Annotated in this window: 19 protein-coding genes; 10 read left to right on the forward strand and 9 right to left on the reverse strand. The window is 71.2% G+C overall.

From position 1 onward, the window contains the following. From ABZ855_RS21730 to ABZ855_RS21745, 4 genes are all read left to right on the forward strand, one after another. A partial coding sequence (locus ABZ855_RS21730; protein ID WP_360809147.1) for a CocE/NonD family hydrolase C-terminal non-catalytic domain-containing protein occupies positions 1–201 on the forward strand: 201 nt, incomplete at its 5' end. Further along, positions 198–1,853 carry an AMP-binding protein gene (locus tag ABZ855_RS21735; protein ID WP_360809149.1) on the forward strand — a complete coding sequence of 552 codons (1,656 nt, stop codon included), beginning with the start codon at positions 198–200 and terminating at the stop codon, positions 1,851–1,853. The genes ABZ855_RS21730 and ABZ855_RS21735, both read left to right, overlap by 4 nt. 107 nt (positions 1,854–1,960) lie before the next feature. After that, the gene (locus ABZ855_RS21740; RefSeq protein WP_360809151.1) at positions 1,961–2,743 is read left to right on the forward strand and encodes an enoyl-CoA hydratase/isomerase family protein; all 783 of its coding nucleotides are present in this window, start codon (positions 1,961–1,963) and stop codon (positions 2,741–2,743) included. Then, positions 2,740–3,498, forward strand: a complete 759-nt coding sequence (locus ABZ855_RS21745) for an SDR family NAD(P)-dependent oxidoreductase (protein WP_360809153.1) — start codon at positions 2,740–2,742, stop codon at positions 3,496–3,498. The genes ABZ855_RS21740 and ABZ855_RS21745 overlap by 4 nt, the downstream gene beginning before the upstream one ends. Positions 3,499–3,564: 66 nt before the next feature. Here ABZ855_RS21745 and ABZ855_RS21750 read toward each other — a convergent pair whose 3' ends face one another. Further along, complete coding sequence (locus ABZ855_RS21750) at positions 3,565–3,903, reverse strand: helix-turn-helix domain-containing protein (protein ID WP_360809155.1); 339 nt, start codon at positions 3,901–3,903, stop codon at positions 3,565–3,567. A 63-nt stretch (positions 3,904–3,966) separates the two neighbouring features. Here ABZ855_RS21750 and ABZ855_RS21755 point away from each other — a divergent pair, with 63 nt between their 5' ends. After that, positions 3,967–4,821 (forward strand): NmrA family NAD(P)-binding protein, encoded by an 855-nt coding sequence (locus tag ABZ855_RS21755; RefSeq protein ID WP_360809157.1) that lies wholly within the window; start codon positions 3,967–3,969, stop codon positions 4,819–4,821. A gap of 43 nt (positions 4,822–4,864) precedes the next feature. Continuing rightward, positions 4,865–5,500 (forward strand): TetR/AcrR family transcriptional regulator, encoded by a 636-nt coding sequence (locus ABZ855_RS21760; protein ID WP_360809158.1) that lies wholly within the window; start codon positions 4,865–4,867, stop codon positions 5,498–5,500. 11 nt (positions 5,501–5,511) lie between these two features. On the opposite strand, the gene ABZ855_RS21765 is transcribed toward ABZ855_RS21760, so the two are convergent. The 5 genes from ABZ855_RS21765 to ABZ855_RS21785 all read right to left on the reverse strand — a co-directional run bounded on the left by ABZ855_RS21765 (position 5,512) and on the right by ABZ855_RS21785 (position 10,978). Next, positions 5,512–5,883: a DUF1330 domain-containing protein gene (locus tag ABZ855_RS21765; RefSeq protein ID WP_360809160.1), complete on the reverse strand. Its 372-nt coding sequence runs from the start codon at positions 5,881–5,883 to the stop codon at positions 5,512–5,514. A 71-nt stretch (positions 5,884–5,954) separates the two neighbouring features. Beyond that, a complete protein-coding gene (locus ABZ855_RS21770) occupies positions 5,955–7,646 on the reverse strand; it encodes a CocE/NonD family hydrolase (protein ID WP_360809162.1) in 1,692 nt (563 codons plus the stop codon). 58 nt (positions 7,647–7,704) lie between these two features. After that, positions 7,705–8,850: a serine hydrolase domain-containing protein gene (locus ABZ855_RS21775; RefSeq protein WP_360809164.1), complete on the reverse strand. Its 1,146-nt coding sequence runs from the start codon at positions 8,848–8,850 to the stop codon at positions 7,705–7,707. A 1-nt stretch (position 8,851) separates the two neighbouring features. Continuing rightward, positions 8,852–9,679: an alpha/beta hydrolase gene (locus tag ABZ855_RS21780; protein WP_360809166.1), complete on the reverse strand. Its 828-nt coding sequence runs from the start codon at positions 9,677–9,679 to the stop codon at positions 8,852–8,854. A gap of 15 nt (positions 9,680–9,694) precedes the next feature. Then, complete coding sequence (locus tag ABZ855_RS21785) at positions 9,695–10,978, reverse strand: MFS transporter (protein ID WP_360809168.1); 1,284 nt, start codon at positions 10,976–10,978, stop codon at positions 9,695–9,697. 217 nt (positions 10,979–11,195) lie between these two features. Here ABZ855_RS21785 and ABZ855_RS21790 point away from each other — a divergent pair, with 217 nt between their 5' ends. After that, complete coding sequence (locus ABZ855_RS21790; RefSeq protein ID WP_360809170.1) at positions 11,196–12,191, forward strand: LacI family DNA-binding transcriptional regulator; 996 nt, start codon at positions 11,196–11,198, stop codon at positions 12,189–12,191. 288 nt (positions 12,192–12,479) lie between these two features. On the opposite strand, the gene ABZ855_RS21795 is transcribed toward ABZ855_RS21790, so the two are convergent. Further along, positions 12,480–13,577, reverse strand: a complete 1,098-nt coding sequence (locus tag ABZ855_RS21795) for an NmrA family NAD(P)-binding protein (protein WP_360809172.1) — start codon at positions 13,575–13,577, stop codon at positions 12,480–12,482. 563 nt (positions 13,578–14,140) lie between these two features. Then, on the reverse strand, positions 14,141–15,001 hold the full coding sequence (locus ABZ855_RS21800) for a LuxR C-terminal-related transcriptional regulator (protein WP_360809174.1): 861 nt from the start codon (positions 14,999–15,001) through the stop codon (positions 14,141–14,143). A gap of 149 nt (positions 15,002–15,150) precedes the next feature. Here ABZ855_RS21800 and ABZ855_RS21805 point away from each other — a divergent pair, with 149 nt between their 5' ends. From ABZ855_RS21805 to ABZ855_RS21815, 3 genes are read left to right on the forward strand one after another with little or no spacing between them, the layout of a single operon-like run. Further along, complete coding sequence (locus tag ABZ855_RS21805; RefSeq protein ID WP_360809176.1) at positions 15,151–16,932, forward strand: AMP-binding protein; 1,782 nt, start codon at positions 15,151–15,153, stop codon at positions 16,930–16,932. Then, on the forward strand, positions 16,932–18,140 hold the full coding sequence (locus ABZ855_RS21810) for an acyl-CoA dehydrogenase family protein (protein ID WP_360809178.1): 1,209 nt from the start codon (positions 16,932–16,934) through the stop codon (positions 18,138–18,140). The genes ABZ855_RS21805 and ABZ855_RS21810 overlap by 1 nt, the downstream gene beginning before the upstream one ends. Next, positions 18,137–18,913: an SDR family NAD(P)-dependent oxidoreductase gene (locus tag ABZ855_RS21815; protein WP_360809180.1), complete on the forward strand. Its 777-nt coding sequence runs from the start codon at positions 18,137–18,139 to the stop codon at positions 18,911–18,913. The genes ABZ855_RS21810 and ABZ855_RS21815 overlap by 4 nt, the downstream gene beginning before the upstream one ends. Before the next feature lie 105 nt (positions 18,914–19,018). Here the strand turns inward: ABZ855_RS21815 and ABZ855_RS21820 are convergent, their stop codons facing one another. Beyond that, the gene (locus ABZ855_RS21820; RefSeq protein WP_360809182.1) at positions 19,019–22,816 is read right to left on the reverse strand and encodes a helix-turn-helix domain-containing protein; all 3,798 of its coding nucleotides are present in this window, start codon (positions 22,814–22,816) and stop codon (positions 19,019–19,021) included. Between the last annotated feature and the right edge of the window lie 26 nt (positions 22,817–22,842).

The raw sequence follows: 22,842 nt of genomic DNA on the forward strand, positions 1-22,842 counted from the left end.
GTGTTCCTCCCCGGTCACCGCATCCGCGTGGACATCTCCAGCAGCAACTTCCCCCGCTACGACCGCAACACGAACACCGGCGGCGTCATCGCCCGGGAGGGCGAGGAGCAGATGGTCCCCGCGATCAACCACATCCACCACGGCCCGGACCACCCCAGCCGTCTGGTCCTGCCGATCATCGACCGCAAGGACCAGTCGTGAGCGCCGCCGACCGGGTCGCCGACCTGACCGGGACCTTCGCGGCTCCTTCCCTCGACGTGGCCGGGCTGCTGTGCGACCGGCATCCCTCCGACCGCGTCGCGTTCACCGTCGTCGCCGGCTCCGGCACGGCTTCGACATTGACCTACGGCGAGCTGGCCGCGAACTCGCACCGCTGCGCGCGGGCGTTGCGGGGGCTCGGGGTCGGTCCGGGCGACCGGGTGGCGACCCTGATGGGCAAGGGCACCGACCTGGTCACCGTCATCCTGGCGATCTGGCGGCTCGGCGCGGTCTACGTCCCGCTGTTCACCGCGTTCGCACCCCAGGCCATCGCCCTGCGCCTGGAGGGCGCGGGTGCGCATGTCGTGGTCGTCGACCCCGACCAGCGCCACAAACTCGACCCGGGCCCGGACATGCCCGACGACCCCCGGCGCCGCGTCGTCGTCACCGGGACGGCCGCGTCCGGCGAGGACACGTCGCTGACCGACCTCGTCGCCGCCGCATCACCGGAGCCTGTTCCGACCGTCATCACGAGCGGGGACGGCCCGCTGGTGCACATGTTCACCTCCGGCACCACCGGCAAGCCCAAGGGCGTCATCCACCCCGTCTCCTACATCGCGGGCTGGCAGATCTATTTGGAGTACGGTCTCGGCGTCACCCCGGACAGCAGCTACTGGTGTGCAGCCGACCCCGGCTGGGCCTACGGCCTGTACTCCGCGATCGTCGCTCCCCTGGCCGCCGGCATCCCCAGTCTGCTGCTGAGCGGCGGCTTCTCCGCCGAGACGACCTGGCGCACCCTCCTCGACCAGCGGGTCACCGACTTCGCCGCCGCCCCCACCGTGTACCGGGGACTGCGCTCCTCGTCGGTACCGGTACCGCAGGGGCTGCGCCTGGAACGGGCCTCAAGCGCGGGCGAACCCCTGACCCCCGAGGTCAACGAATGGGCCGGCACCGCGCTCGGCCTGGCCGTGCACGACCACTTCGGCCAGACCGAGGTCGGCATGCCCCTGGCCAACCACCACCACCCCGAACTCGCCCGTCCCCTCAAGACCGGATCGATGGGCCGGCCGGTGCCCGGCTGGAGCCTGACCGTCCTGGCCGACGACAAGGACGAGCCCGCCGGACCGGGCGTGCTCGGCCGGGTCGCGATCGACGTCGCCGGAAGCGCTCTGATGACGTTCCGCGACTACCAGATCGCCGGGCAGAGCGGCTCCAAGTTCACCCCGGACGGCCGCTGGTACCTCTTGGGCGACGCGGGACGGGTCGACGCGGACGGCGACTTCTTCTTCTCCTCCCGCGACGACGACGTCATCATCATGGCCGGCTACCGGATCGGCCCGTTCGAGATCGAGAGCGTCCTCGCCCAGCATCCCGCTGTCGCCGAGTGCACGGTCATCGGCGCACCCGACGAGGTCCGCGGCGAGGTCATCGAGGCGTACGTCGTCCTGCGCGACGGCGGTGACGGTGGTGCCGGGTCACCGGAACTGGCCGCAGAGCTCCAGCAGTTGGTCAAGACCCGCTACGCCGCGCACGCCTACCCGCGCTCGATCCACTTCATCGACGCCCTGCCGAAGACCCCCAGCGGCAAAACACAGCGCTACCTGCTGCGCGACCGCCGCCGCACCGAACTCGCCACCACCCCGGAGTCACGTTGACCGGCACGGAACCTCTCCTCACCGACCCTCCCCGCCCCGACCCCATCCACACCGAACCCATCCACACCGAGCCCCTCCCTACCGAACCTCCCCTCCCCGACCCTGCCGTGACCGAACCTCTCCTCGTCGAGCAACGCGGCCCCGTCCGATGGCTCCTGCTCAACCGCCCCGAGCGGCGCAACGCCCTCGACATCGCCCTCGTCGAAGCCCTGGACAAGCAGATCACCAGCGCCGAGGCCGACCCCGGCACAGCGGTCGTCGCGGTGGCGGGCGTGGGACCGAGCTTCTGCGCCGGCGGTGACTTCCACCAGTTCCTTCAGCTGCACGAGGCGGGCCACAACCCGGTCGGCTTCCTGACCGACGTGTCGGCGTGCTTCAGCCGTATCGCGGCCAGCCCGAAACCCTGGGTCGCCGTCCTGCACGGTCACGCCGTCGCCGGGGGCCTCGAACTCGCCCTGGCCTGCGATGTCGTGGTCGCCGCCGACAGCACGCTCATCGGCGACGGCCACCTCCAGCGGCGCCTGGTACCGGCCGGCGGGTCGAGCGTCCGACTGCCCGACGCGGTCGGCCTTGGCCTGTCCCGCTGGCTCCTGCTCACCGGCGAACTGCTGCCCGCGCCCGCTTTCGCCGACACCGGCTGGATCCACGCGATCGTGCCCGAGGCCGACCTCGAGGCCACCGCGACCCGCGTCTGCCGGCAACTGGCCGACCGCGGCAGCCCGGCCCAGCAACACCTCAAGTCGCTGCTGCACCGGATCGACGGCATGCCCCCCGAGCAGGCCCTGCGCGAGGAACTGGCCACCTTCGCCGACAACTGGTCGGCCAGTGCGGTGGCCGACGCCCTGCGGGACTTCCTCACTCCCCCCACCACGAAGGCGGACAAGCAGTGAATCGCTATCAGGGACGCGTCGTCGCCATCACCGGCGCCGCACAGGGCCTCGGCCTCGCCATGGCGACCCGGTTCGCCGCCGAGGGCGCCACCGTCGCCCTGGCCGACGTCAACGAACAGGCCCTCACCCAGGCCGCCGGGACCCTCACCGGCGCCCACGACGCGAAACACCGCACCGACGTGGTGGACGTGACCGACTCGGCCCGGGTCAACGCCTGGATCGACGGCGTCACCACCGACCTCGGCCGCCTCGACGTGCTGGTCAACAACGCCGGCATCATCCGCGACAACCGCGTCGAGGACATCACCGACGACGACTGGCACGCCGTCGTCGGCGTCAGCCTCACCGGCGGATTCCACTGCGCCCGCGCCGCGTTCGGCCCGATGAAACGGCAGGGCTACGGCCGTATCGTCAGCTTCTCCTCCATGTCCTGGCGCGGGAACTTCGGCCAGACCAACTACGTGGCCGCCAAGGCGGGCATCGTCGGCATGACCCGCACCCTCGCGCTCGAGGGCGCCCGCCACGGCATCACCGCCAACGCCATCGCCCCCGGCCTCATCGAAACCCCCATGCTCGCCTCGATGAACGGTCCCGCACGCGACAAGCTCACCGCGAAGGTCCCCATGCGCCACACCGGTCGCCCCGAGGACATCGCCGAAGCCGCGGCCTTCCTCGCCAGCGAGGCTGCCGGCTACATCACCGGCGTCGTCCTCGACGTGGACGGCGGCATCTCCATCGGCTCGTCGATCCGGTAAGACCGCCTGGTAGGGCCGCCCTGTAAGACCGCCTGATAAGACCGCCCGGTGAGGCCGCTTCGACGGTCAGGCGATGACGGTGGGCTCGCCGTCCGGAACTGTCACGGCCCAGGCCGCCATGGTGTCGAGGACGGCGCGCAGCCCCTCGCCGAGAGGGGTGAGCCGGTACTCGACCCGCGGCGGGATCTCCGCATAGGCGGTGCGGACGACGATGCCGTGCCTCTCGAACTGGCGCAGCCTGCTGGTCAGGGTGTGCGGGCTGATGCCCGGCAGCGCATCGCGCAACTCGGTGAAGCGGTGGGGTCCGCGCAGGAGTTCGCGCACGATGAGGGTGGCCCACGGCCCGTCGAGCAGGGTGATGAACCGGGCGACGCCGCACTCGGGCAGGCTGGATTCAGCGGACATTTTCTGATGCTAGCCCATTAGTGCAGTTGATGTAACCGGTGCAGTGCATGCACTAATGGCTCCATGACCTACATGATTCACGGCGCCACCGGCGCCCAGGGTGCCCCTGTCGTCGCCTCCCTCACCGCTGCGGGCAAGCCCGTGACCGCCCTGACCCGCGACGCGGGCGCTGTCGTGGACGGTGCCCGCGTACTGGCCGTCGACTACTCCTCCACCACGGACCTGACGGAGGCCTACCGTGGCGCCGAGGGGGTGTTCGTCCATCTGCCGGTGGCTCCGGAGGAGGACCGCCTGACCTTCGCGCGCAACGTCGTGGCCGCCGTCCGCGAGGCCCGGCCCGCCCGCGTGGTGTTCTCCACCAGCGGCGCCATCGTCCACCCCGACGGCGACGGCTCGGACGGGACCGCCACCTCGGTGCTCGCCGCCGGACTGGCGGACAGCGGTGTCTCCCACGCCGTGATCGAGCCCCGGTTCTACCTGGAGAACCTCCTCCTGCCACACGTGATCGCGGGCGTCCAGGAGGAGGGCGTACTGCGCTACTCGCTGCCCAGCGGCTTCCCCGCCTCGTGGGCCTCGCACCTGGACATCGCCGACGCCGCGACCGCGCTGTTCGAGCGCACGGACATCACCGGCGTGGTCTCCGTCGGCCAGTACCCGGGGGTAAGCGGAGAGCAACTGGCCGAGGCGTTCAGCACCCGGCTCGGGCGGACCGTGGTGTACGAGGCGGCCGACCCCCACGCCTTCTTCGCACCGCTCGCCCCCATACTCGGCGAGCAGGCCACGGCCGACATCGTGAACATGTACCGAGCCGTCGGCACACAGCCCGACCACTCGATCACCGCCGAGCGCTCCGCCCAGAAGCGCATAGGGGTGACACCGCGGACGACCGGCCAGTGGCTGGCCGGTATCGATCTCTGACCGCCCGCCGTTACCGGTGGCGACACCATGGGAGACTGCTGCGGTGACGGCCCCAACTGACTCGCGCGACCGACGCCCGCGCCGAACCCCACGCAAGCGGGTGGTCGACACCCGTCGCCGGGACGAACTCCTGCGTCAGGCCGAGGCGATCATCCTGGCCGACGGCTTCACCGGGGTGACCATGGACGAGCTCACCCAGCGACTGGGCTGCTCGAAGGCGACGCTGTACAGCCTGGCCTCCACGAAGGAACAGTTGGTACTGGCCGTCACGCGCGCCTTCTTCCGGGATGCGACTGCCGAGATCGAGCAGGCCGTCCAGGCCGAGCCCGACCCCCGGCAGCGCATCCGGGTCTACCTCACCGGCGTCGGCACGGCCATGCGCCGCCACTCCAATGCCTTCTACGACGACATGGTCGGCTACGAACCGACGGCACAGATCTACCGCAAGAACTCCGCCGCCGCCGCGCACCGGGTGCACCAGCTGATCGAGGAGGGCGTGCGGGCCGGCGTCTTCCGTGCCCTCAACGGGCAATTCGCCGCCCAGGTCGTGGCGGTCACCATCGACGCGGTCCAGTCCGGGGCCCTCCTGGAGAGCACCGGACTGACCGCAGGCGACGCCTTCTCCGAACTCGGCGACCTTCTGCTGGACGGGCTCAGCTCGGGCCAGACCGCGCCCTAGCCTCCCTCGCCCTACGGCTTGAGCACCGCCAGTACGTCGTCGATGGAAACGGTGGTGGGATCACTCATGTCGGCACCGTCGAAGGTCTGCCAGACATAGGACGCCGTCCCGTCCTCCCTCAGCGGATGCAGATCGGCCAGCTCCGGGTCGTCCCGGAAGCTGTTGAACGCCTCTTCGGAGTCCCATTCGACGACAAACAGCACCTGCCGTGGCGTGAGGTCACCGGCCACGTTGTCCCGGAAGCGGCCGAACGCCACCATGCGCCCACCGTATTGCGGGGCCACTTCGGGCAGCCGACTGAAATACGCGAGGTACTTCTCCACGTCGACCACGTCGAACATGTTCAGGGCGTAGAACTTCTTCTCCTGCGAGCTTGCACTCATGGCCGCCTCCACGACGAAAACCGATCGGTCTCCAACATCGTAAACCGATCGGTTTCCAACTCGCAAGTTCCTCACTCGGACGGTGTCGGCAGCACCACGCGGGAGATCGCGCCGGGGGCGTGGTGGACGGTGTGCGTGCACGGTCGCAGTTCGGTTCCGGTGCCGGGCGGCGTCGCGCCGGTGCCCTCGTTGCGTGTGTACCGGGGGTGGGAGCCGCCGGCTATGAGCAGGCGGATGCGGTGTCCGGCCTTGACCTGGTGTGCGCAGGCGTCCAGGCGTACGCGTACGGTCTGGACCTGGTCGAGGGGTGAGGTGGGGTCGAGGCGGAGGAGTCCTTCGGCGAAGTTGCGGGAGACGCCCTTGGGGTCGACGTCGCAGAGGCGTACGAAGACGTCGGCGTGCGGGTTGTTCCTGCTGTGGGCCAGATCGACGACCGGTGTTCCCATGATCTCCAGCGGGGTGGTCAGGGGGTCGGTGGTGAAGGTGAGGACGTCGGGGCGGTTCTCCAGTTTCGCGTTGTCCTTGCTTCCGCCGTCGAGGGTGAGCAGGGGGCCGCCGAGGGTGGGGGTGGGGTTCGCCGGGTCGTACACGTACGTGGAGGGCGTGCCGCTGGTCGGCTCGTCGGCCAGGAGCCTGCCGTCCGGTTGCAGGTAGCGCACGGTTTCACCGCCCACCGGCGGCCACTCGGCAAGGTGTCGCCAGGCACCCTGCCCGGTGACATACACCTCGACCGGCAGAGCGGCCCGAGCCTGCGCCGGCGCTTCCTCGGCGAGGTGCGTCTCCAGCCATGCGAGATTGCCGCGGAGCAGACGCCCCATGCCCTTCTGGCCCTGTTCTTGATGGGTCCCCGGGCCAACGGTGAGCGATACGTCGACCCCACGGGTACGCAGCGACTCGTACTGCTGCAGGGTCTGGTCGAGGAAAAGGTCCTGCCAGCAGGCGGTGAGCCGCACCGGGACGTTCGCCCGCTCAAGGGCGTCACCGAGCTTGAGCCGGTCCCATACGGCGTCGTCGCGCTCCGGAGTGGTCAGCCATTCCCGGAACCACGGCGCTCGGTGGCCGGTCGCCTCGTCGGCCGCGTCGGCCAGCGGGAGGGCGCCGAAGACCGGGGCCAGCCGCCGGTTGAGCGTCAGCATCCGGGCCATGGCCCGCAGTCCGGTGAATCGCTCCTGGTTGACCACCATCTCCGCGAAGGACAGGAAGTCACCCAGCCGGAACGCTCCGCTTCCGTGGGCGGCGTCGTGCATGTCGTGCGGGGCTACCGCGATCAGGGAGGTACGCAGTTCGGCGGGCGGGTCCATCAGCAGCGCCCACTGGGTCCAGCCCACATAGGAACCGCCGGAGGTCGCGAGCCGCCCGTCGAACCAAGGCTGGGTGCGCAGCCAGGCCACGGCGTCCTGGGCGTCGTCGGCCTCGTTCGCCATCGGGTAGAAGTCCCCGGTGGAGCCGAACGTGCCGCGGCAGCTCTGCAGTACGACGTGATACCCGTGGTCCGCGTAGACCCTCGCCTCCAGAGTGCCGGGAAACCCGCGCCCGTACGGTGTGCGCACGAGGACGGTGCCCTTGGGCCGGTCGGTGGCAGGCGCGTAGTGGTCCGTCATCAGGACGGCGCCGTCGCGGGCCGGAGCCGGCAGGTTCCGCTCGACCCGGTAGCCGTACCGCGTCCCCGGCAACCGCATCAGGCGGGTCAGGAACCGGTCGGCGGCGCGAGCGGCCGGGCTCGGGGGTGTCGGAGCTGTGGGTCGTGGAAGTGTCGTTGTCATGGCCTGGTTTTCCGGTCTTCGGTGGGCTGGTGCTGGCGAGAGGGGGCGGAGCCGGCCTTCACAGGCAAGCACGCAGCGCGTGGCTGAGCGCGTTGGCCCGGTCGTCGGGGAGACCGCCGGGCTGTGCGGTCTGGTAGGCGAAGGCGACCTCGGACTCCAGGTGTGCGAAGCCGAGGCAGCCGCCGAGGCCGTCGTGGCCGAAGCTGCCGGGGCCGACCATCGGCCGGTGGCCGGAGCTGGTCATGAAGCCGGTGCCCCAGCCGCTGTTCACGTCGGGGCCCACGAAGGGGCAGCCCTCGGAACGCGCGATGCGGGCATCGCGGACGACGTCCGGGCCCAGCAACCGGACGCCGTCGACCTCGCCGACCGTGGCCGCGTACAGCCGTGCCAGGCTGCGGGCGTTGGTCACGAGATTGCCCGCCGGCATCTCCACCGACAGCCACGGTTCTTCGTTGGCGGCCTGGATGATCCGGGCGGCGTCGATGACCCCGCCCAGGCTGATGGAGCGTTCGATCAGCGGTTCGGCGAAAGCGGCGGCCATCATCGCGGCGGCCTCGGGGTCGGTGCCGGGCAGCGGGTCCGCCAGGGGGTGGAGATCGGCGGACGCGGGGTCGGCGCCGTACGTCATCGTCAGGTTCAGGGGATCGGCCACGTGCTCGCTCAGCCACTGGCCGGGACGCAGTCCCGTGGCCCGGCGCAGCACCTCGCCGGCCAGCCAGCCGAAGGTGAGGGCGTGGTAGGCGTACGCCGTCCCGGGGGGCCAGGCCGGTGCCTGCCGGGCCAGCGCGTCCGCCACCGGCTGCCAGGCGCGCAGGTCCTCCCACGTCAGATCCTCCTCGGGCGCCGGCAGACCGGCCCGGTGCGCGAGGAGTTGCCGTACGGTCGTCGCCTCCTTGCCGTTCTCGGCGAACTCCGGCCAGTACTTCGCCACCGGGGCCTCGAGGTCGATCAGTCCGCGCTCGGCGGCCATCAGGAGACAGACGGTCGTCACGCCCTTGCTGACGGAGAACACGACGGTGCGGGCCTCGGGCGTCCAGGCGCCCCGGGCAGTCCGCCCGGCCCAGATGTCCACCACCGGCGCCCCCTGGGCGTACACCACACAGGAGGCGGCCGTGTCGCCGCGCTGCCGGAAGTTGTCGGCGAAGGCGTCCGCGACGGGCTCGAAGCCGTCGGCCACCTGGCCTTCCACCTGTACCGCTGTCATGTCAGGCACTCCCTCGTGCGGTGTTTTCCTGGATCTGGGTGATGATCCGAGGCCAGAGCGGGCGGGGAAGCTCATGGCCCATGGCGGGGTAGATGGTCAGCGTCGAGTCCGTGATCAGTTCGTGGATGGCCTTGGACCCTTCGGGGCCGATCAGGCGGTCGCCGTCGCCGTGCAGGAGCGTGGTGGGGACGGTGACCGCGTGCAGGCGAGGGGCGCGGTCGGGAGAGTTGTCGAGCGCCTCCATCTGGCGCAGGATGCCGTCGGGGTCGTAGTCCCGGTCGTACATCTGGCCGCCCAGCTCGCGCAGCCAGGCGGTGTCCTGGGCGTATCCGGGTGAGGCGCACACCGCTTCGTTGTCCAGGTACAGCGCGATCGCCTCGTCGCGGTCGCGGGCCCGGGGCCATTGCGTCCGCTCCTCGACCAGGTCGCGTCCGGCGATGAAGTCCGCGCTGGGCGCCGTGTAGATGAGGGCGAGGGTGAGCACGCGCGTGGGGTGGTTGAGGGCGAGCTCCTGGGCGACCATGCCGCCCATCGACTGGCCGACGACGTGCGCTGCGGGAATGTCGAGCGCGGTGAGGAGGCCCGCGGTGTCGTCGGCCATGTCGGCCAGGGTGTAGCCGCCCTGCTGGAACTTCTGCGACAGGCCGACGTCCCGGTTGTCGAAGCGCAGGACGTGGAAGCCCGCGTCGGCGAGTTGCCTGCAGAAATCGGCGCGCCAGCCCAGCATGTGGGCTCCGAGGCCCTGGATCAGCAGCAGCGGAGGGGCGCCGGGATCGCCGAAGGTGTCGTAGTTGAGCGATACCCCGGTGGGTGTGGTGATCGTGGTCATGGGGGGTCCTTGCGGTTATCGGATCGAGCGGATGCACATGGCCAGGGCACCGGCGACCAGGGCGGACGCGCCGCTGACGAGGAACAGCGAGCCATAGCCGCCGAGCCCGATGAGTGAGCCGGCGATGGCCGGAGCCGCGAGCTGGGGCAGGCCGGTGGCGACGTTGAGGATCGCGAAGTCCCGCCCCTCGCTCTCCTTGTCGGGCAGGACCAGCGACATGACGGCGAGGTCGACCGCGAAGTACGTGCCCAGTGAGGCGCCCGAGACCGCGGAGTACGCGAGCATCGCGCCCCAGCTGTGGCTGACGATCGGTATGACCTGGGACAGGCCCAGGCCGATGGCGCTGATCGCGATGAACAGCTTGCGCCGGTCGAGCTTGTCGGCGAGCCAGCCGCAGAGTGTCGCGACGGCGATCCAGGTGCCGAACGACACGGTCGACAGCGTGCTGACCGCGAGGGCGACGTTGCCGCCGGGGACGTTCTTGGCCCCGACATAGTCCTGCACGGCGAAGAAGAGGTAGCCGGAGACGGTGAAGTAGGCCAGGAACAGGCCGAACCGGCTGGCGAAGGCCAGGGCGAAGTCACGGTGGGCGAACGCGCGGAAGAACGCCCGGACAGCCGCGGTCGTGCTGCCCCGGTCCTTCTTCCGTTCCGTCACCAGGTGGAGCGAGGACGGCTCGCGCGCGCCTGCCACGAGTGCGAGCGTCGTCACGAGCAGCACCAGCGCGAGCACGGTGTACGCCCAGAGCTGGCTGACCCGGCTGGCCAGATTGACGCCGAGGAGGATGCCAATGGGTGTGCCGAGTCCGATGACCGCGGAGGCGATGCCGCGCCGGGCCACGGGCACCCGGTCGGGCAGGATCGCCGAGATCGCCCCGCCGTAGAAGTTCGCGGTGAACCAGAGGATCGGGACCAGGATGGCGAGGGCCGTCAGTCCGGTGCTCAGGCCCATGGCGACGGTCAGCAGCGCTGACACGCCGGCCATGGCCAGCAGCCAGGGGGTGCGTCTCCCGAACCGGGACCGCGTGCGGTCCGACAGCGCTCCGCCGGCGGGCAGGGCGATCATCGAGGCCACCGCGCCCAGCGTCGTCAGCAGCGCCAGTTCCCCGACCTTGTGGTCCGGCGCGAGCTGGGCGACCTGCGCGGGAAGCAGGATCACCCCGATGCCGTTGAAGAGGGCGTACATCGCGGTGGTCGCCGGGAAGACGAAGGTGAGCAGACGGGCCAGGCGGACCGGATCGGTGGGGGCGGAAACGCTGCCGGGTGTCGTATCGGTCGTAACGGGGATCGTGTCGTCCATGACAGATCTCTCTTCGTGTGCATCCACCCCGTGGGCGCTCGGGGAAGCGGTGATCGGCTGGGGTGGGCGGCTCGGGCAAAACGGGTGCGGGGCGTCCCCCGACGGGGCCACTGCGGGCTACCAGTGCGGCGACCTGACATCATCTAATACGTATTAGGTCGCTGATCGCCGTACCGTAGCCTGTGCGTGCAGGCGTGGCAAGAGTTCGGGAGGGACATTGCCGAGGGTCACCAGCAAGGACGTGGCACGAGAGGCCGGTGTCTCCCAGACCACCGTGAGTTTCGTACTGAACGGCAAGGACGAGCACGGCCTCTCCGCCGAGACCCGCCGCCGTGTGCTGGAGACGGCGAAGCGCCTCGGCTACGTACCGTCGGGCGCCGGCCGTGCGTTGCGCAAGGGCCGCACCAACGTCGTGTTCTGCGTGGTCCCGGACCTCCCCGTCGCCGAGGCCATGGAGCAGTTCAAACTGGCCCTCGGACGCTCGCTGGGCGAAGCCGGATACACCTGCGTCTACCTGCACCACGCCGGCACGACCACACCCCTGTCCGAGCTGTGGCAGCACGTCCAGCCGGCCGTGGTCGTCGCGTTCGGCAGCCTGCCGCCCACCGACGCACAGTCACTGCGGCAGGCCGAAATCCCCCTGATCGACGGCGTGTTCACCCCGGACGGCAGCGGACTGACCGGGCTGAACCAGGAAGACATCGGACGCCTGCAGATCGAGCACCTCGCGGGCCGCGGTCACCGGCACATCGGCTACGCCGCGCTCGACGACCCCAGAGAACGCCCCTTCTGCCTGCCCCGCCTGGAAGGAGCCACCCAGGCCTGCGCCGAACTGGGCCTGCCCGCACCGCATGTGGTCACCATGCGCTACTCGCGGGCCAGCGCCCGGGACGCCGTCGCGGAGTGGACACAGGCCGCCACCCCGGTCACAGCGGTCGCCGCCTTCAACGACCTGATCGCCCTCGCCGTCCTGGCGAGCTGCCGCACCCAGCACATCGACATCCCCGACGACCTGGCACTCATCGGCGTCGACGACCTCCCCGTCAGCTCGCTCGCCGTACCGGCCCTCACCACCATCGGGATGGACCTCACCACCGCGGCCCGTAACCTCACCGCCCGCGTCCTCGCGACGGTCGGCGCTCCGGCCCCGGCGACGCCGGACCGGCCGAGTGCGGGCGAGATCCTCGCCCTTGTCCAGCGGGAGACTACGTAGCCGCTCCTCGCCGAGGGCTCGTCGTCGGATGGGGGCGGTGGAAAACCGCGCACAACGCGAGCGATGGCCGAGCCGGGACATCCGGCTCGGCCATCGCAAACCCCCGTCGGCGTGCGGGAGTGCCGCGGAGGAAATCATCGACACCCGAGACTGCGTCGGAAGCGGGGTTGCGGTCGATCACATCCGGGGCGGACACCTCGTCCGCCCGTTCGCCCCCGTCCGCGTTGCCGGTGTCATCGCCGGCCGACCGTGTCGCTCTTACGTCCTTACGTCATGCCCTCTGTCCGCCTACAGCGTGCCCGTCCGGAAATCCGCGCTGCTCTTGAGGACCGCGGATTCCATGGTCCAGTTCTCCGACTGGACCCTTTCCCAGAGGCTTCCCTTGCCGGATTCCCTTCCGGCCTGGTCCTCCTGGCGGAACCATTCCTCGGCGCTGCGGATCCTGTTGGGGTGGATCTCGTCGAGCAGGGCATAGTCCCTGGTGATGATTCCGTGCTTCCACACGTTCCAGAACCCCGTGAAATTGTCGCGGAAGCTCATGGTGCTTTTGTCGTTGGGGTCGGCGTTGTATCCGGCCGGGTCATCGGCGATCCCCTTGAGGTCCGGGTGGTCCCAGTACGTTTCCAGATCCGTGTCGATGTACCGCGCCGGATGGCCGGTGACCTTCTCGAACGCCGCAGCCATATCGGCATAGGTCATGTGCTCGATGGCGACTTCCAGGTCCATGCCGTTGGCCCGCTCCGGATTGTCGAAGAGCCAGCGGACATAGAATCCGCAGTCCTCGAGAGCCACGTGCGGAACAGCTCCGTCGCCGAGCGGGACACGCCAGGTGACGACACCGTCCTCGACGCTGGGCGTCATGGGCGTCAGCGGTGAGATCACCATCTCGATGTAGGGCCCCGACGTGAAGACCGCCGCTCCCATCCGGTCCCTGTTCTTCTCGTTCTGGAACAGCACCCACTCGGCCATGCGGCCCTTGCCGTCATAGTGGCCGGTACGGAACCTGGAGTCGTAGCCCCCCTTCTTGAGGGCGTAGTCGAGGTTTCCGTAGACGAAGAACTTGACTCCCTCCTCGATCGCGAGCTCATAGCTGCGGAAGGCCCAGTAGGTCTCGGTCTTCTCACCGGTGTTGAATCCGTCGATATTGACAAACGCCCCGTCGCAGCTACGGAATCCTTCACGCAGTACGTCCTCGTCGGCGAACGAGCCTTCGACGAGTTCGACATTGCCGAGCGCGAGGAGAGCCTGGGCCCGGGGGGAGTTCACATTCCGGGTGAGTACACGCACGGAGTACTTCTTGTCGGCGACAAGAGCGCGGACGATGGGCATTCCTTGGGCCCCCGTACCGCCGATGACGAAGATGGTGGAGGTGGCGTGAGAAGACATCGTCGTTGACTCCAGAGGTCGTGTACGGACGCGGCCCCCCCATGAGGACGGGCGCGCTGGCATCGGATTCCCAGATCGATGGAAACCGTTCGGTTTTCAGTACCGTACACCGATCGGTTTCCGCGTGGCAAGTCGCCCGTCGCCGGGTCTTCAGGGCGGGGGGATGCTGCGGAGCCGCAGGCTCGTGAAGTCGCGTCGCGCGAGCGGAAGCGGGACGCGACGGACCGGATGACGGGTTGGCCCCAAGGCCGACCTCGGCATGGTGACCGGCGCTGGCCGCTGTCCGCCACAGCTGAATGCGCGGCCGCGAGGGCCGACCACACCGGCTGAACCCTGCAGGGAGACCGCCAGGACCCGGCCCGACCACCTGGGCCACCCGGACCGCGCAGACCACCAGGACCGCCCGGACCACCCGGACCGCCCGGACCCTGCCGGGAGAGCGCCAGGACCCAGCCCGACCACCTGGGACACCGGACCGCCCAGACCACCCGGACCGCGCAGACCCTGCCGGGGAGACCGCCAGGACCGGTCCGGCTCGGTCGCCTGGGACACCAGCGGACCGGCTAGGGAAGCAACCCCTGGCGCCGTGCGGCGACGACCGCCTCGAAGCGGGTGGTCGCTCCCAGCTTGCGCATCGCGCTGCGCAGGTACGCCTTGACCGTCTCCGGCAGCAGCGACAGCCTGCGCCCCGCTTCGGCGTTGTTGCAGCCCAGCGCCACCTGCGTCAGAACGTCGAGCTCGCGGGGCGCCAGCCGCGGCCCCGGTGCCGAGTCGGCGGCGGGTGGCCTGGCCAGCCGCTGTGCCGCGTCGAGCAGTTGACCGCGCAGATCACCGTCGGGCACCTGCTGGGCTATCCGGCGCAACTCGGCGTGGACCTGGCGGAGTTCCTCCAGCGGAACGCCCTGCGGCCCGCCGACCGGGCCACCCTGCGCGGCCTCCAGCAGACGCAGGCGGTGGTCGACCTCGTCGCGGATGACCAGTTCGGCGGCCAGTCGCCGGGAGGCGTCGGTGACCGCGTCGGCAGCCCGGTCCCCGAGCGGGGCGGGCCCGCGGCTCGCCCCGTAGAGCACCGCGCGCACCACACCGGACACCACGACGGGCACGGCCACGACGGAACGGATGCCCTCCGTCAGCACGGGCCGGTCGTAGTCGTGCGTGATCGAGCGCGCCGACCTGTAGTCGGTCACCCCGGCCGGCCGCCCCGTCGTGAGGACCTGGCCGCCGAGCCCCGTCTCGGCGCGCACCCGGAGACCGCGCAGACCCGCCGTCCGCAGGCCGATGTGCTGCGACAGCCTCAGCAGCGCGTTCTCCACCTGGCCGCCGAACAGGACGGGAATGCCCGTGCTGTCGTGGACCTGCCGGAGAACCTGCCGGAGCGCGTCGCCGTCGTCGGGCCGCAGAAGGGCGCCGGGTTGGGAGGGCATACCCGTACCCCTTTCCGGGGGTAGTCCGCCGTCGTCGTGACCCGGAGCATAAACCGCCGTAACACTCCCGCCATAGGGCAGCTCTGAATCGAAGAGCCTGATCGAAGAGCGGAATCGAAGAGCGGAATCGTAGAGGGGACCACGCGACCATGAACGACTCATCGGCTTCGGTATCGGCTTCGGCGGGGACCCACACCGTCGACGGACCGCCGGAGGAACGGGTGCGGAAGTTGCTCGGCCTCTTCGGTGCTCCGGACGCCTGCGCCGCCGAACTGCTCTGCGACCGGCATCCCACCGACGCGGTGGCCTTCACGGTGGTCGAGAAGGACCTGACGGCCACGGACCTCACGTACGGGGACCTGCGGCGCGACTCCGCCCGTTTCGCCGCCGCACTCGCCGATCTCGGGGTCGGGCCGGGGGACGCGGTCGCCACCCTGATGGCCAAGTCCGCCGATCTGGTCGTGGCCCTGCTGGGCATCTGGCGCCGGGGGGCCGTGCACGTACCGCTGTTCACGGCGTTCGCGCCCTCCGCCATTGCTCTGCGCCTCGGCGCGAGTGCGGCGAAGGCCGTCGTGGTCGACGTGGACCAGCTGGGCAAGCTGGCGCCCGGGGAGGACATGCCCGCCGACCGGCCCTGGGTGACCGTGGTCGCCGGGGGTGCACCCGAGGGCACGGAACCGTCCTTCGGCGAACTGCTCTCCCGCTACTCCGGCGACGAGCCCGAGGGCCGCCCGGTCGCCACCGGCGCGGACGCTCCGCTCGTCCTGTTGTTCACCTCCGGCACCACCGGCGCCCCCAAGGGCGTCCCGGTACCCGTCCGGGCGCTGGCGTCGTTCCAGGCGTACCTGGAGTTCGGCCTCGACGTGCGCGAGGACGACGTGTTCTGGAACGCCGCCGACCCGGGCTGGGCGTACGGGCTCTACTACGCGATCCTCGGCCCGCTGGCGGCCGGACGCCGCAGCCTGCTGCTGCACGCCGGCTTCGACCCCGCCCTGACGTGGCAGGTCATGAAGGCTTTCGGTGTCACCAACTTCGCCGCCGCCCCGACCGTCTACCGCAGCCTGCTGGCCGCGCCCGGTCCGGTCCCCGGCGGGGTGCGGCTGCGCCGGGCCTCCTCCGCCGGCGAGCCGCTCACCCCGGAGGTCGTCGCCTGGTCGGAGCAGGCCCTCGGCGTCGCCGTACGCGACCACTACGGGCAGACCGAGCACGGCATGGTCGTCGCGGCCGCCTGGGCCGATGCCGTACAAACGCCGGTGCCGCCCGGCTCGATGGGCCGCCCGCTGCCGGGCTGGTCGGCCGAGGTGCTGTACGAGGAACGGGACGAACCCGCGCCGCCCGGCACCCTCGGCCGGGTGGCCCTCAGCGTGCCGGACAGCCCGCTGCTGTGGTTCACCGGCTACGCGGGAGCGCCGGAGAAAACCGCCGAGCGGTTCACCGCCGACGGCCGCTGGTACCTCACCGGCGACGCCGGCCTCAGGGACGAGAACGGCTCCTTCTTCTTCTCGTCCCGCGACGACGACGTGATCATCATGGCCGGGTATCGCATCGGCCCCTTCGACGTCGAGAGCGTGCTCGTCCAGCACGAACTGGTGCTGGAGGCGGCCGTGATCGGCGTCCCCGACACCCTGCGCGGCGAGGTGCTGGAGGCGTTCGTCGTCCTGCGCCCCGGGACACCGGCCGACGATGCCCTGGTCGTGGAGCTCCAGCAGCTCGTCAAGCGGAAGTTCGCCGCGCACGCCTACCCGCGGGCGGTGCACTTCACCGACCGGCTGCCCAAAACGCCCAGCGGCAAGACCCAGCGCTTCCTCCTGCGCAGAGAGCGCGCGCGGACGACCGACCGGACCCCGGCCAATGAAACCCCGGCCGACCGGACCTCGACCGCCCCGACCGCCTCGACCGCCTCGACCGCCTCGACCCGAGAGACGAACTGATGACGGCGTACGTGTCCCGCCTGCTCCCCAGCCAGGAGGCGGCCGAACTGCTCGACCTGACCCGGGAGATCGCCGACGGAACCCTCGCGCCACGGGCCTCCGCAGACGAGCGGGCCGAACGCTTCCCGCGTGACGTCTTCCGCACACTCGGCCGGGCCGGGCTGCTCGGTCTCCCCTATTCCGAGCAGTACGGGGGCAGCGCCCAGCCGTACGAGGTCTACCTCCAGGTCGTCGAGGAGATCTCGGCCCGCTGGGCGAGCGTGGGAGTCGGACTGAGCGTGCACACCCTGTCCTGCTTCGCGCTGGCCGAGTACGGCACCGAGGAGCAGCGCGAGAAGTGGCTGCCCGACATGCTCGGCGGTGAACTGCTCGGCGCCTACTGCCTGTCGGAGTCGCACGCCGGCTCCGACCCCGCCGCGATGCGCACCCGCGCCCGGCGGGACGGCGACGCGTACGTCCTGCGGGGCGAGAAGGCGTGGACGACCCACGGTGGTCACGCGGATTTCTACCAGGTGATGGCCCGCACCTCCGACGACCGTACCCGCGGCATCTCCTGTCTCCTCGTCCCCGCCGAGTCGAACGGGCTGTCGGCCGACCCGCCCGAGCGCAAGATGGGGCTGACCGGATCGGCCACGGCGACCGTACGGTTCGACGACGTGCGGGTCCCCGAGGACCGGCGTCTCGGCGAGGAGGGGCAAGGTCTGCCGATCGCCCTCGCCGGGCTGGACGCGGGCCGGCTCGGCATCGCGGCGGTGGCCGTCGGTCTGGCCCAGGGAGCTCTGGACGACGCGCTCGCGTACGCGAAACAGCGGGAGACCTTCGGGCAGCCGATCGCCGCCCATCAGGGAGTCGCGTTTCTGCTGGCCGACATGGAGGCCGCCGTGGACTCCGCCCGCGCGACCATGCTGGCGGCGGCCCGGCGCAAGGACGCGGGACTGTCGTACGGCCGTCAGGCGAGCATCGCCAAACTCGTCGCCACGGAGGCGGCGATGCGGGTCACCACCGACGCCGTCCAGGTCCTCGGCGGCGCGGGCTACACCCGGGACTTCCCCGTCGAGCGCTATATGCGCGAGGCCAAGGTCATGCAGATCTTCGAGGGCACCAACCAGATCCAGCGCCTCGTCATCAGCCGCGACCTGGTCCGTCCCCGCACCGAACCCTCCCACCACGTCCTGCGCACCGCGCAGCCCGAGGAGCCACAGGCATGAAACTCACCGGATCCGTGGCCCTGGTCACCGGCGGCGCCAGCGGTCTCGGCCGCGCCACCGCCACCGCGTTGCACCAGGCGGGCGCCCATGTGGTCATCGCCGACCTGCCGTCCTCACCGGGGGCCGCCGTCGCCGAGGAGCTGGTGGGCGACGGCACCGGCCCTCGCGTCCGCTTCGTCCCCTGTGACGTCACCGACCCCGGCACCGTGCAGGCGGCGGTGGACGCGGCGAGCGAACAGGGTCCCCTGCGTGTGGCGGTCAGCTGCGCGGGGGTCGCGACCCCCGGCCGCATGCTCTCCCGCGGTGGTCCCCTCCCCCTGGACGCCTTCGCCCGGGTGGTCGGCGTCAACCTCGTCGGCACGTTCAACGTGTTCCGCCTCGCCGCCCAGCGCATCGCCGAGTCCGAACCCGTGGACGGCGAGCGGGGCGTCCTCGTCGCCACCTCCTCGGTCGCCGCCTACGGCGGCCAGATCGGCCAGGCCGCCTACGCCGCGTCCAAGGGCGGCGTGGCCGCGCTCACCCTGCCCGCGGCCCGTGAACTGGCCCAGCACCTCATCCGCGTGGTCTCGATCGCACCCGGCCTGTTCGACACCCCCCTCATGGAAGGACTGCCCCAGGAGGCCCGGGACTCGCTCGCGCGACAGGTCCCGCACCCCGCCCGCCTGGGCGACCCGGCCGAATTCGCAGCCCTGGTACGGCACATCGCCGAGAACCCGATGCTCAACGGCGAGGTCATCCGCCTCGACGGCGCCATCCGCATGGGGCCGCGCTGAGACCCGTGCCTTCGCAGGGGCCTGAGCGGGCAGAGGAGGCGGCTACAGCGGGCTCATGCACGGTCAGCACCGCGCCGCGTCCAGCACTGGCCGTCCGACAGCCTCTCAACCGCACACCCTCCGGTACGGGGCCTCCGGAACGTACGTCCGCCACTGCGCCCGCGTCAGCCCGGTGCCGCCCGCCCGCGCGCACGCCTGTGCCACGACCCGCTCGGGATCGACGACGTACCGCTGGAGCGGAACGTGCGCGCTGCCCGCGTACAGGGTCGTGCCGTCCGGGCCGAAAGCGAGCGCGTCGAGATGTTCGCCCGCCGTGGTCAGCGGTCCGCCCAGCGGCTGCTGGGCGACCACGTCCCACAGCTGCAGGCTGCCCGCGTCGCCGCCGACGGCGAGGATGCGGCCGTCCGGACTCATGGCCAGAGCGGAGACCGCCTCGGGGGTGGTGCCGTGCACGGCGGGGAAGACGTTGCGCAGCACACCGACCCGGTGCCGCGCGTTCCCGTCCCACAGCGCGACCCGGCCGGTCTGGTCGCCCACAGCCAGCAGCGAGCCGTCGGGGGCGAAGGCGAAGGCGCCGATCTCGTCGCCCTGGACGAGATTGCGTCCGGTGACGGAACCGCCCGGGAGGCGCGCGAGGCGGTTGTCCCCCACCAGGAGCCGGCCGTCGGGGCGCACGGCCCGGTCGCCGCCGCCCAGACCGGGCAGGATCGAGAGCCGGCGGCGGCGGCCGGTGTCCCACACCTCGTCGCGCAGCTCGCCGACATCGGGCGTGCGGACGGCGTACAGCCTGCGGCCGCCGGAGTCCAGGGCCAGGCTGATGACGGCCTCGGCGGAGTCGCCCGTCGCCAGATCGAGACTGGTACGTGCGCGTCGGCGGGACACGTCCCAGAGCGTGATCAGCTGGGGGGCGGCCGCATAGCCGGCGACGTAGACGCCGTAGGCGAGTGTGCCGCTGTCCGGGTCGAACGCCATCAGGGGCGTGATGTCGTCGAAGACGACCGGGCGCGCGGGATCACGGGAGACGGGAAGAGGAGGGGACGGCAGCGTCCGTACGAGGTGGCCGTCGACGGTGTCGCGGAGCTGGAAGCGGAAGCCGAGGCTGCCGCCCTTGTTCTTGCCCTTGTTCTTGTCCTTGCCCTTGCCCTTGGCGCCGTTGCCGATGCGTTCGGCGGTGGCCAGGGTGCGGCCGTCCGGGCTGAGCAGCACGTCGTCCAGGGCGTGCCCGCGCCAGGCGGGGGCGACGGCCCGGGTCAGGTCGAGGGAGTGGACAGTGCCGCCCTCGAGGTAGCGCAGGGTGGGGTGGTCGGGGTCCCAGAACAGGCCCCGGTACAGGTGCTGCCCGTCGAGGGCGTGCCGGAACACGGGTGCGTCGGGGGAGGACAGCCGCCACACCGTGACCTCCGTGCTGTCGGCCGTCGCCAGGAAGTTCCCGTCCTGGCTGAAGGAGGCGTACTCCACGTCCGGCTGGTAGAGCGTGGCCAGCCGGTGTCCCGACCGGAGGTCCCAGACGCGGACGCCGTTCGCCGTGACCACGGCAAGCCGCCCCGAACCCAGCACCGGCGAGGACTCGTCGTCGCCGCAGACATCCGTGGCCTTCGTCCAGTCTCCGGGCAGGGCGCGGTGATGGACGGTGTCCCAAACCTGCGGTGCGGCCGACGCCGAGGGGCAGACGGCCATCAGCGGACCGTCGGGGCCCTGAGCGGCGGCCTCGTCGGCACCGGCCGACCGCGTGGCGAACAGCAGGCGGCCGTCCCCTACGGAACGCAGCGAAGCCTCGTTGCCGCCGTCCACGGAGGACACCAGATACCCGACATGGGTGATGTCGACGGTGGAGAAGAGCTCCTCCGGATGGGCCGGATCGCCGGTCCACCCGCCGGTGGCCGTGTCCCACAGCCGTATGCCGTCGCTCGCGGAGAGCGCCAGCACGCGCGCGTCCTCGCTCGCCGCGTCCACCGTCTCCCCGGCGGGGAGGCGCCCTGAGGCGATGCGGCGGTGGGTGGCCACGTTCCAGGTGCGCCAGGTGCGGCCTTCGACGCTGAGCAGTGTCCGGCCGGAGCCGGTGAGGAAGCGATTGGAGTCGTCACCGGGTTCGGGGTCGGTGAAGGCGTCCGCCTCCGGTTGGGAGAGGGCGCCGAGCAGGGCGCGATGGGTCTCGGGCAGCTCGGCCGTCCGCCAGGCGGCCACCCCGAGCAGCAGCGCGGCACGCGGGTCGGTGGTGCGCAGCGCGTCGGCGACGTCGGCGATGTGGCGGGCCGCGTCCCGGGTGCGCTGGGTCCTGTTGTCCTCGTACTCGCGCCAGACGGCGAGGCCCGTCAGCAGGGCCACCGCCAGGACTGCGGACAGGGACACGGTCAGGAAGCGGTGCCTGCGGCCGGCGCGGGCGGCTGCCCGGCGTTCCGACTCGCGGGCCTCGAGCGCGCGGGTGAGGAAGTTCCGCTCCGACGCGGTCAGCGCCTGGTCCCGCTCGTGGTCGGGGAACAGCTCCTCGGCGCGGGTCAACCGGGTGCCCCGGTACAGGGCGCCGGGGTCGCTGTCGTGCTCCAGCCAGGAGCGGGCAGCGTCGGCGAGCATCCGGTGGTGGCGCAGCCGTTCGCGGTCCTGCTCGATCCAGCCGTGCAGCCGGGGCCAGCAGGTGATGAGCGCCTCGTGGGCGAGTTGGACGCCTTCCTCGTCGGCGGTCAGCAGCCGGGCACGGGTCAGCCGCTCCACCACGACCGTCGCGTCCGGGGCCGCCCACTCCCCCAGTTCGGCGCGGGTGAGGGGGCGGCGGGTGTCGGGGGTGCCCTGGCCGGGCTCGACCATCCGCAGCATCAGGTGCCGTGCGGTGCGGGCCTGCTCCGGCGACAGGTCGCCGTACACCGTCTCGGCGCTCGCCGCGATCGCGCCGCGCACCCCGCCGACGGCCTCGTACGCGGCGAGCGTGAGCATGCGGCCCCTGCGGCGGCGCCAGGTCTCCAGCAGGGCGTGGGAGAGCATCGGCAGCCCGCCGGGTTCGCCCTGGACCTCGTCGATCAGACGGGCGGTGAGTGTCCGTTCGACGAGGCAGCCGACCGCCTGGGCCGGGCCGACCACCGCCTCCCGCAGCTCGGCGGCCACCATCGGCCCGAGCAGCAGCGCGGCACCTCGCAGGGCGTCCGCCAGATCCCGGTGCTCGGCGCAACGGGCGTAGAAATCGGCGCGTACGGTGACCAGTACCCGGAGTCCGCTGTCCGGGTCGCGTGCGGCGAGCAGCAGCTCGATGAAGCGGGTGCGCTCGTGCGGGTCACGGCAGAGGGTGAAGACCTCTTCGAACTGGTCTACGACGACCCAGCTCTCCGGCTCGCCCTCGGCCGGGGTGAAGATGTGGCCGTAGGTCGTGGCGGGCGTCGGCCCGGGGGTCAGGATCCGCAGCTTGACGGGGTCGTGGCGCGCCGCGCTCATCTCCTGCAGCCGGGGGATCAGGCCGGCCCGCACGAGGGACGACTTGCCGCTCCCCGAGGGACCGAACAGCACGGCGAACCGGTGCCGGCCCAGCAGTTCCTCGACGTCGGCCACCACCCGGTCCCGCCCGAAGAACAGATGCCGGTCGGACGGCTCGAACCGCGTCAGACCGCGATAGGGCGACGGAACGTCCTCGGGAAGTCCGGCGAGATCCCGGTCCAGCTCCGCCTCGGCCTCCTTCCACCGGATTTCCCACTCCGCGGGGTCGGCCCCGCAGGCGCGCGCGAACCCGAGGACAACGGCGAGCGAGGGCAGCCGTTCGCCGCCGGCGGCGAGGGACAACGTTGTCGACGAGAATCCCGCCACCGTCGCCATCGTCCGGTAGGAGGGACTGCCAGCGCCCCTGCGCAGCTCCCGCAACTCACTGGCGAGCCGCTGCACAGGACCGGCCGCCGGGTCCAGGGGTCTCTCGGGACGCCCCATGTGCTCGTACCTCCGTACACCTGGTG

The organism is Streptomyces sp. NPDC047042 (assembly GCF_040644035.1).
Lineage (GTDB): Bacteria > Actinomycetota > Actinomycetes > Streptomycetales > Streptomycetaceae > Streptomyces.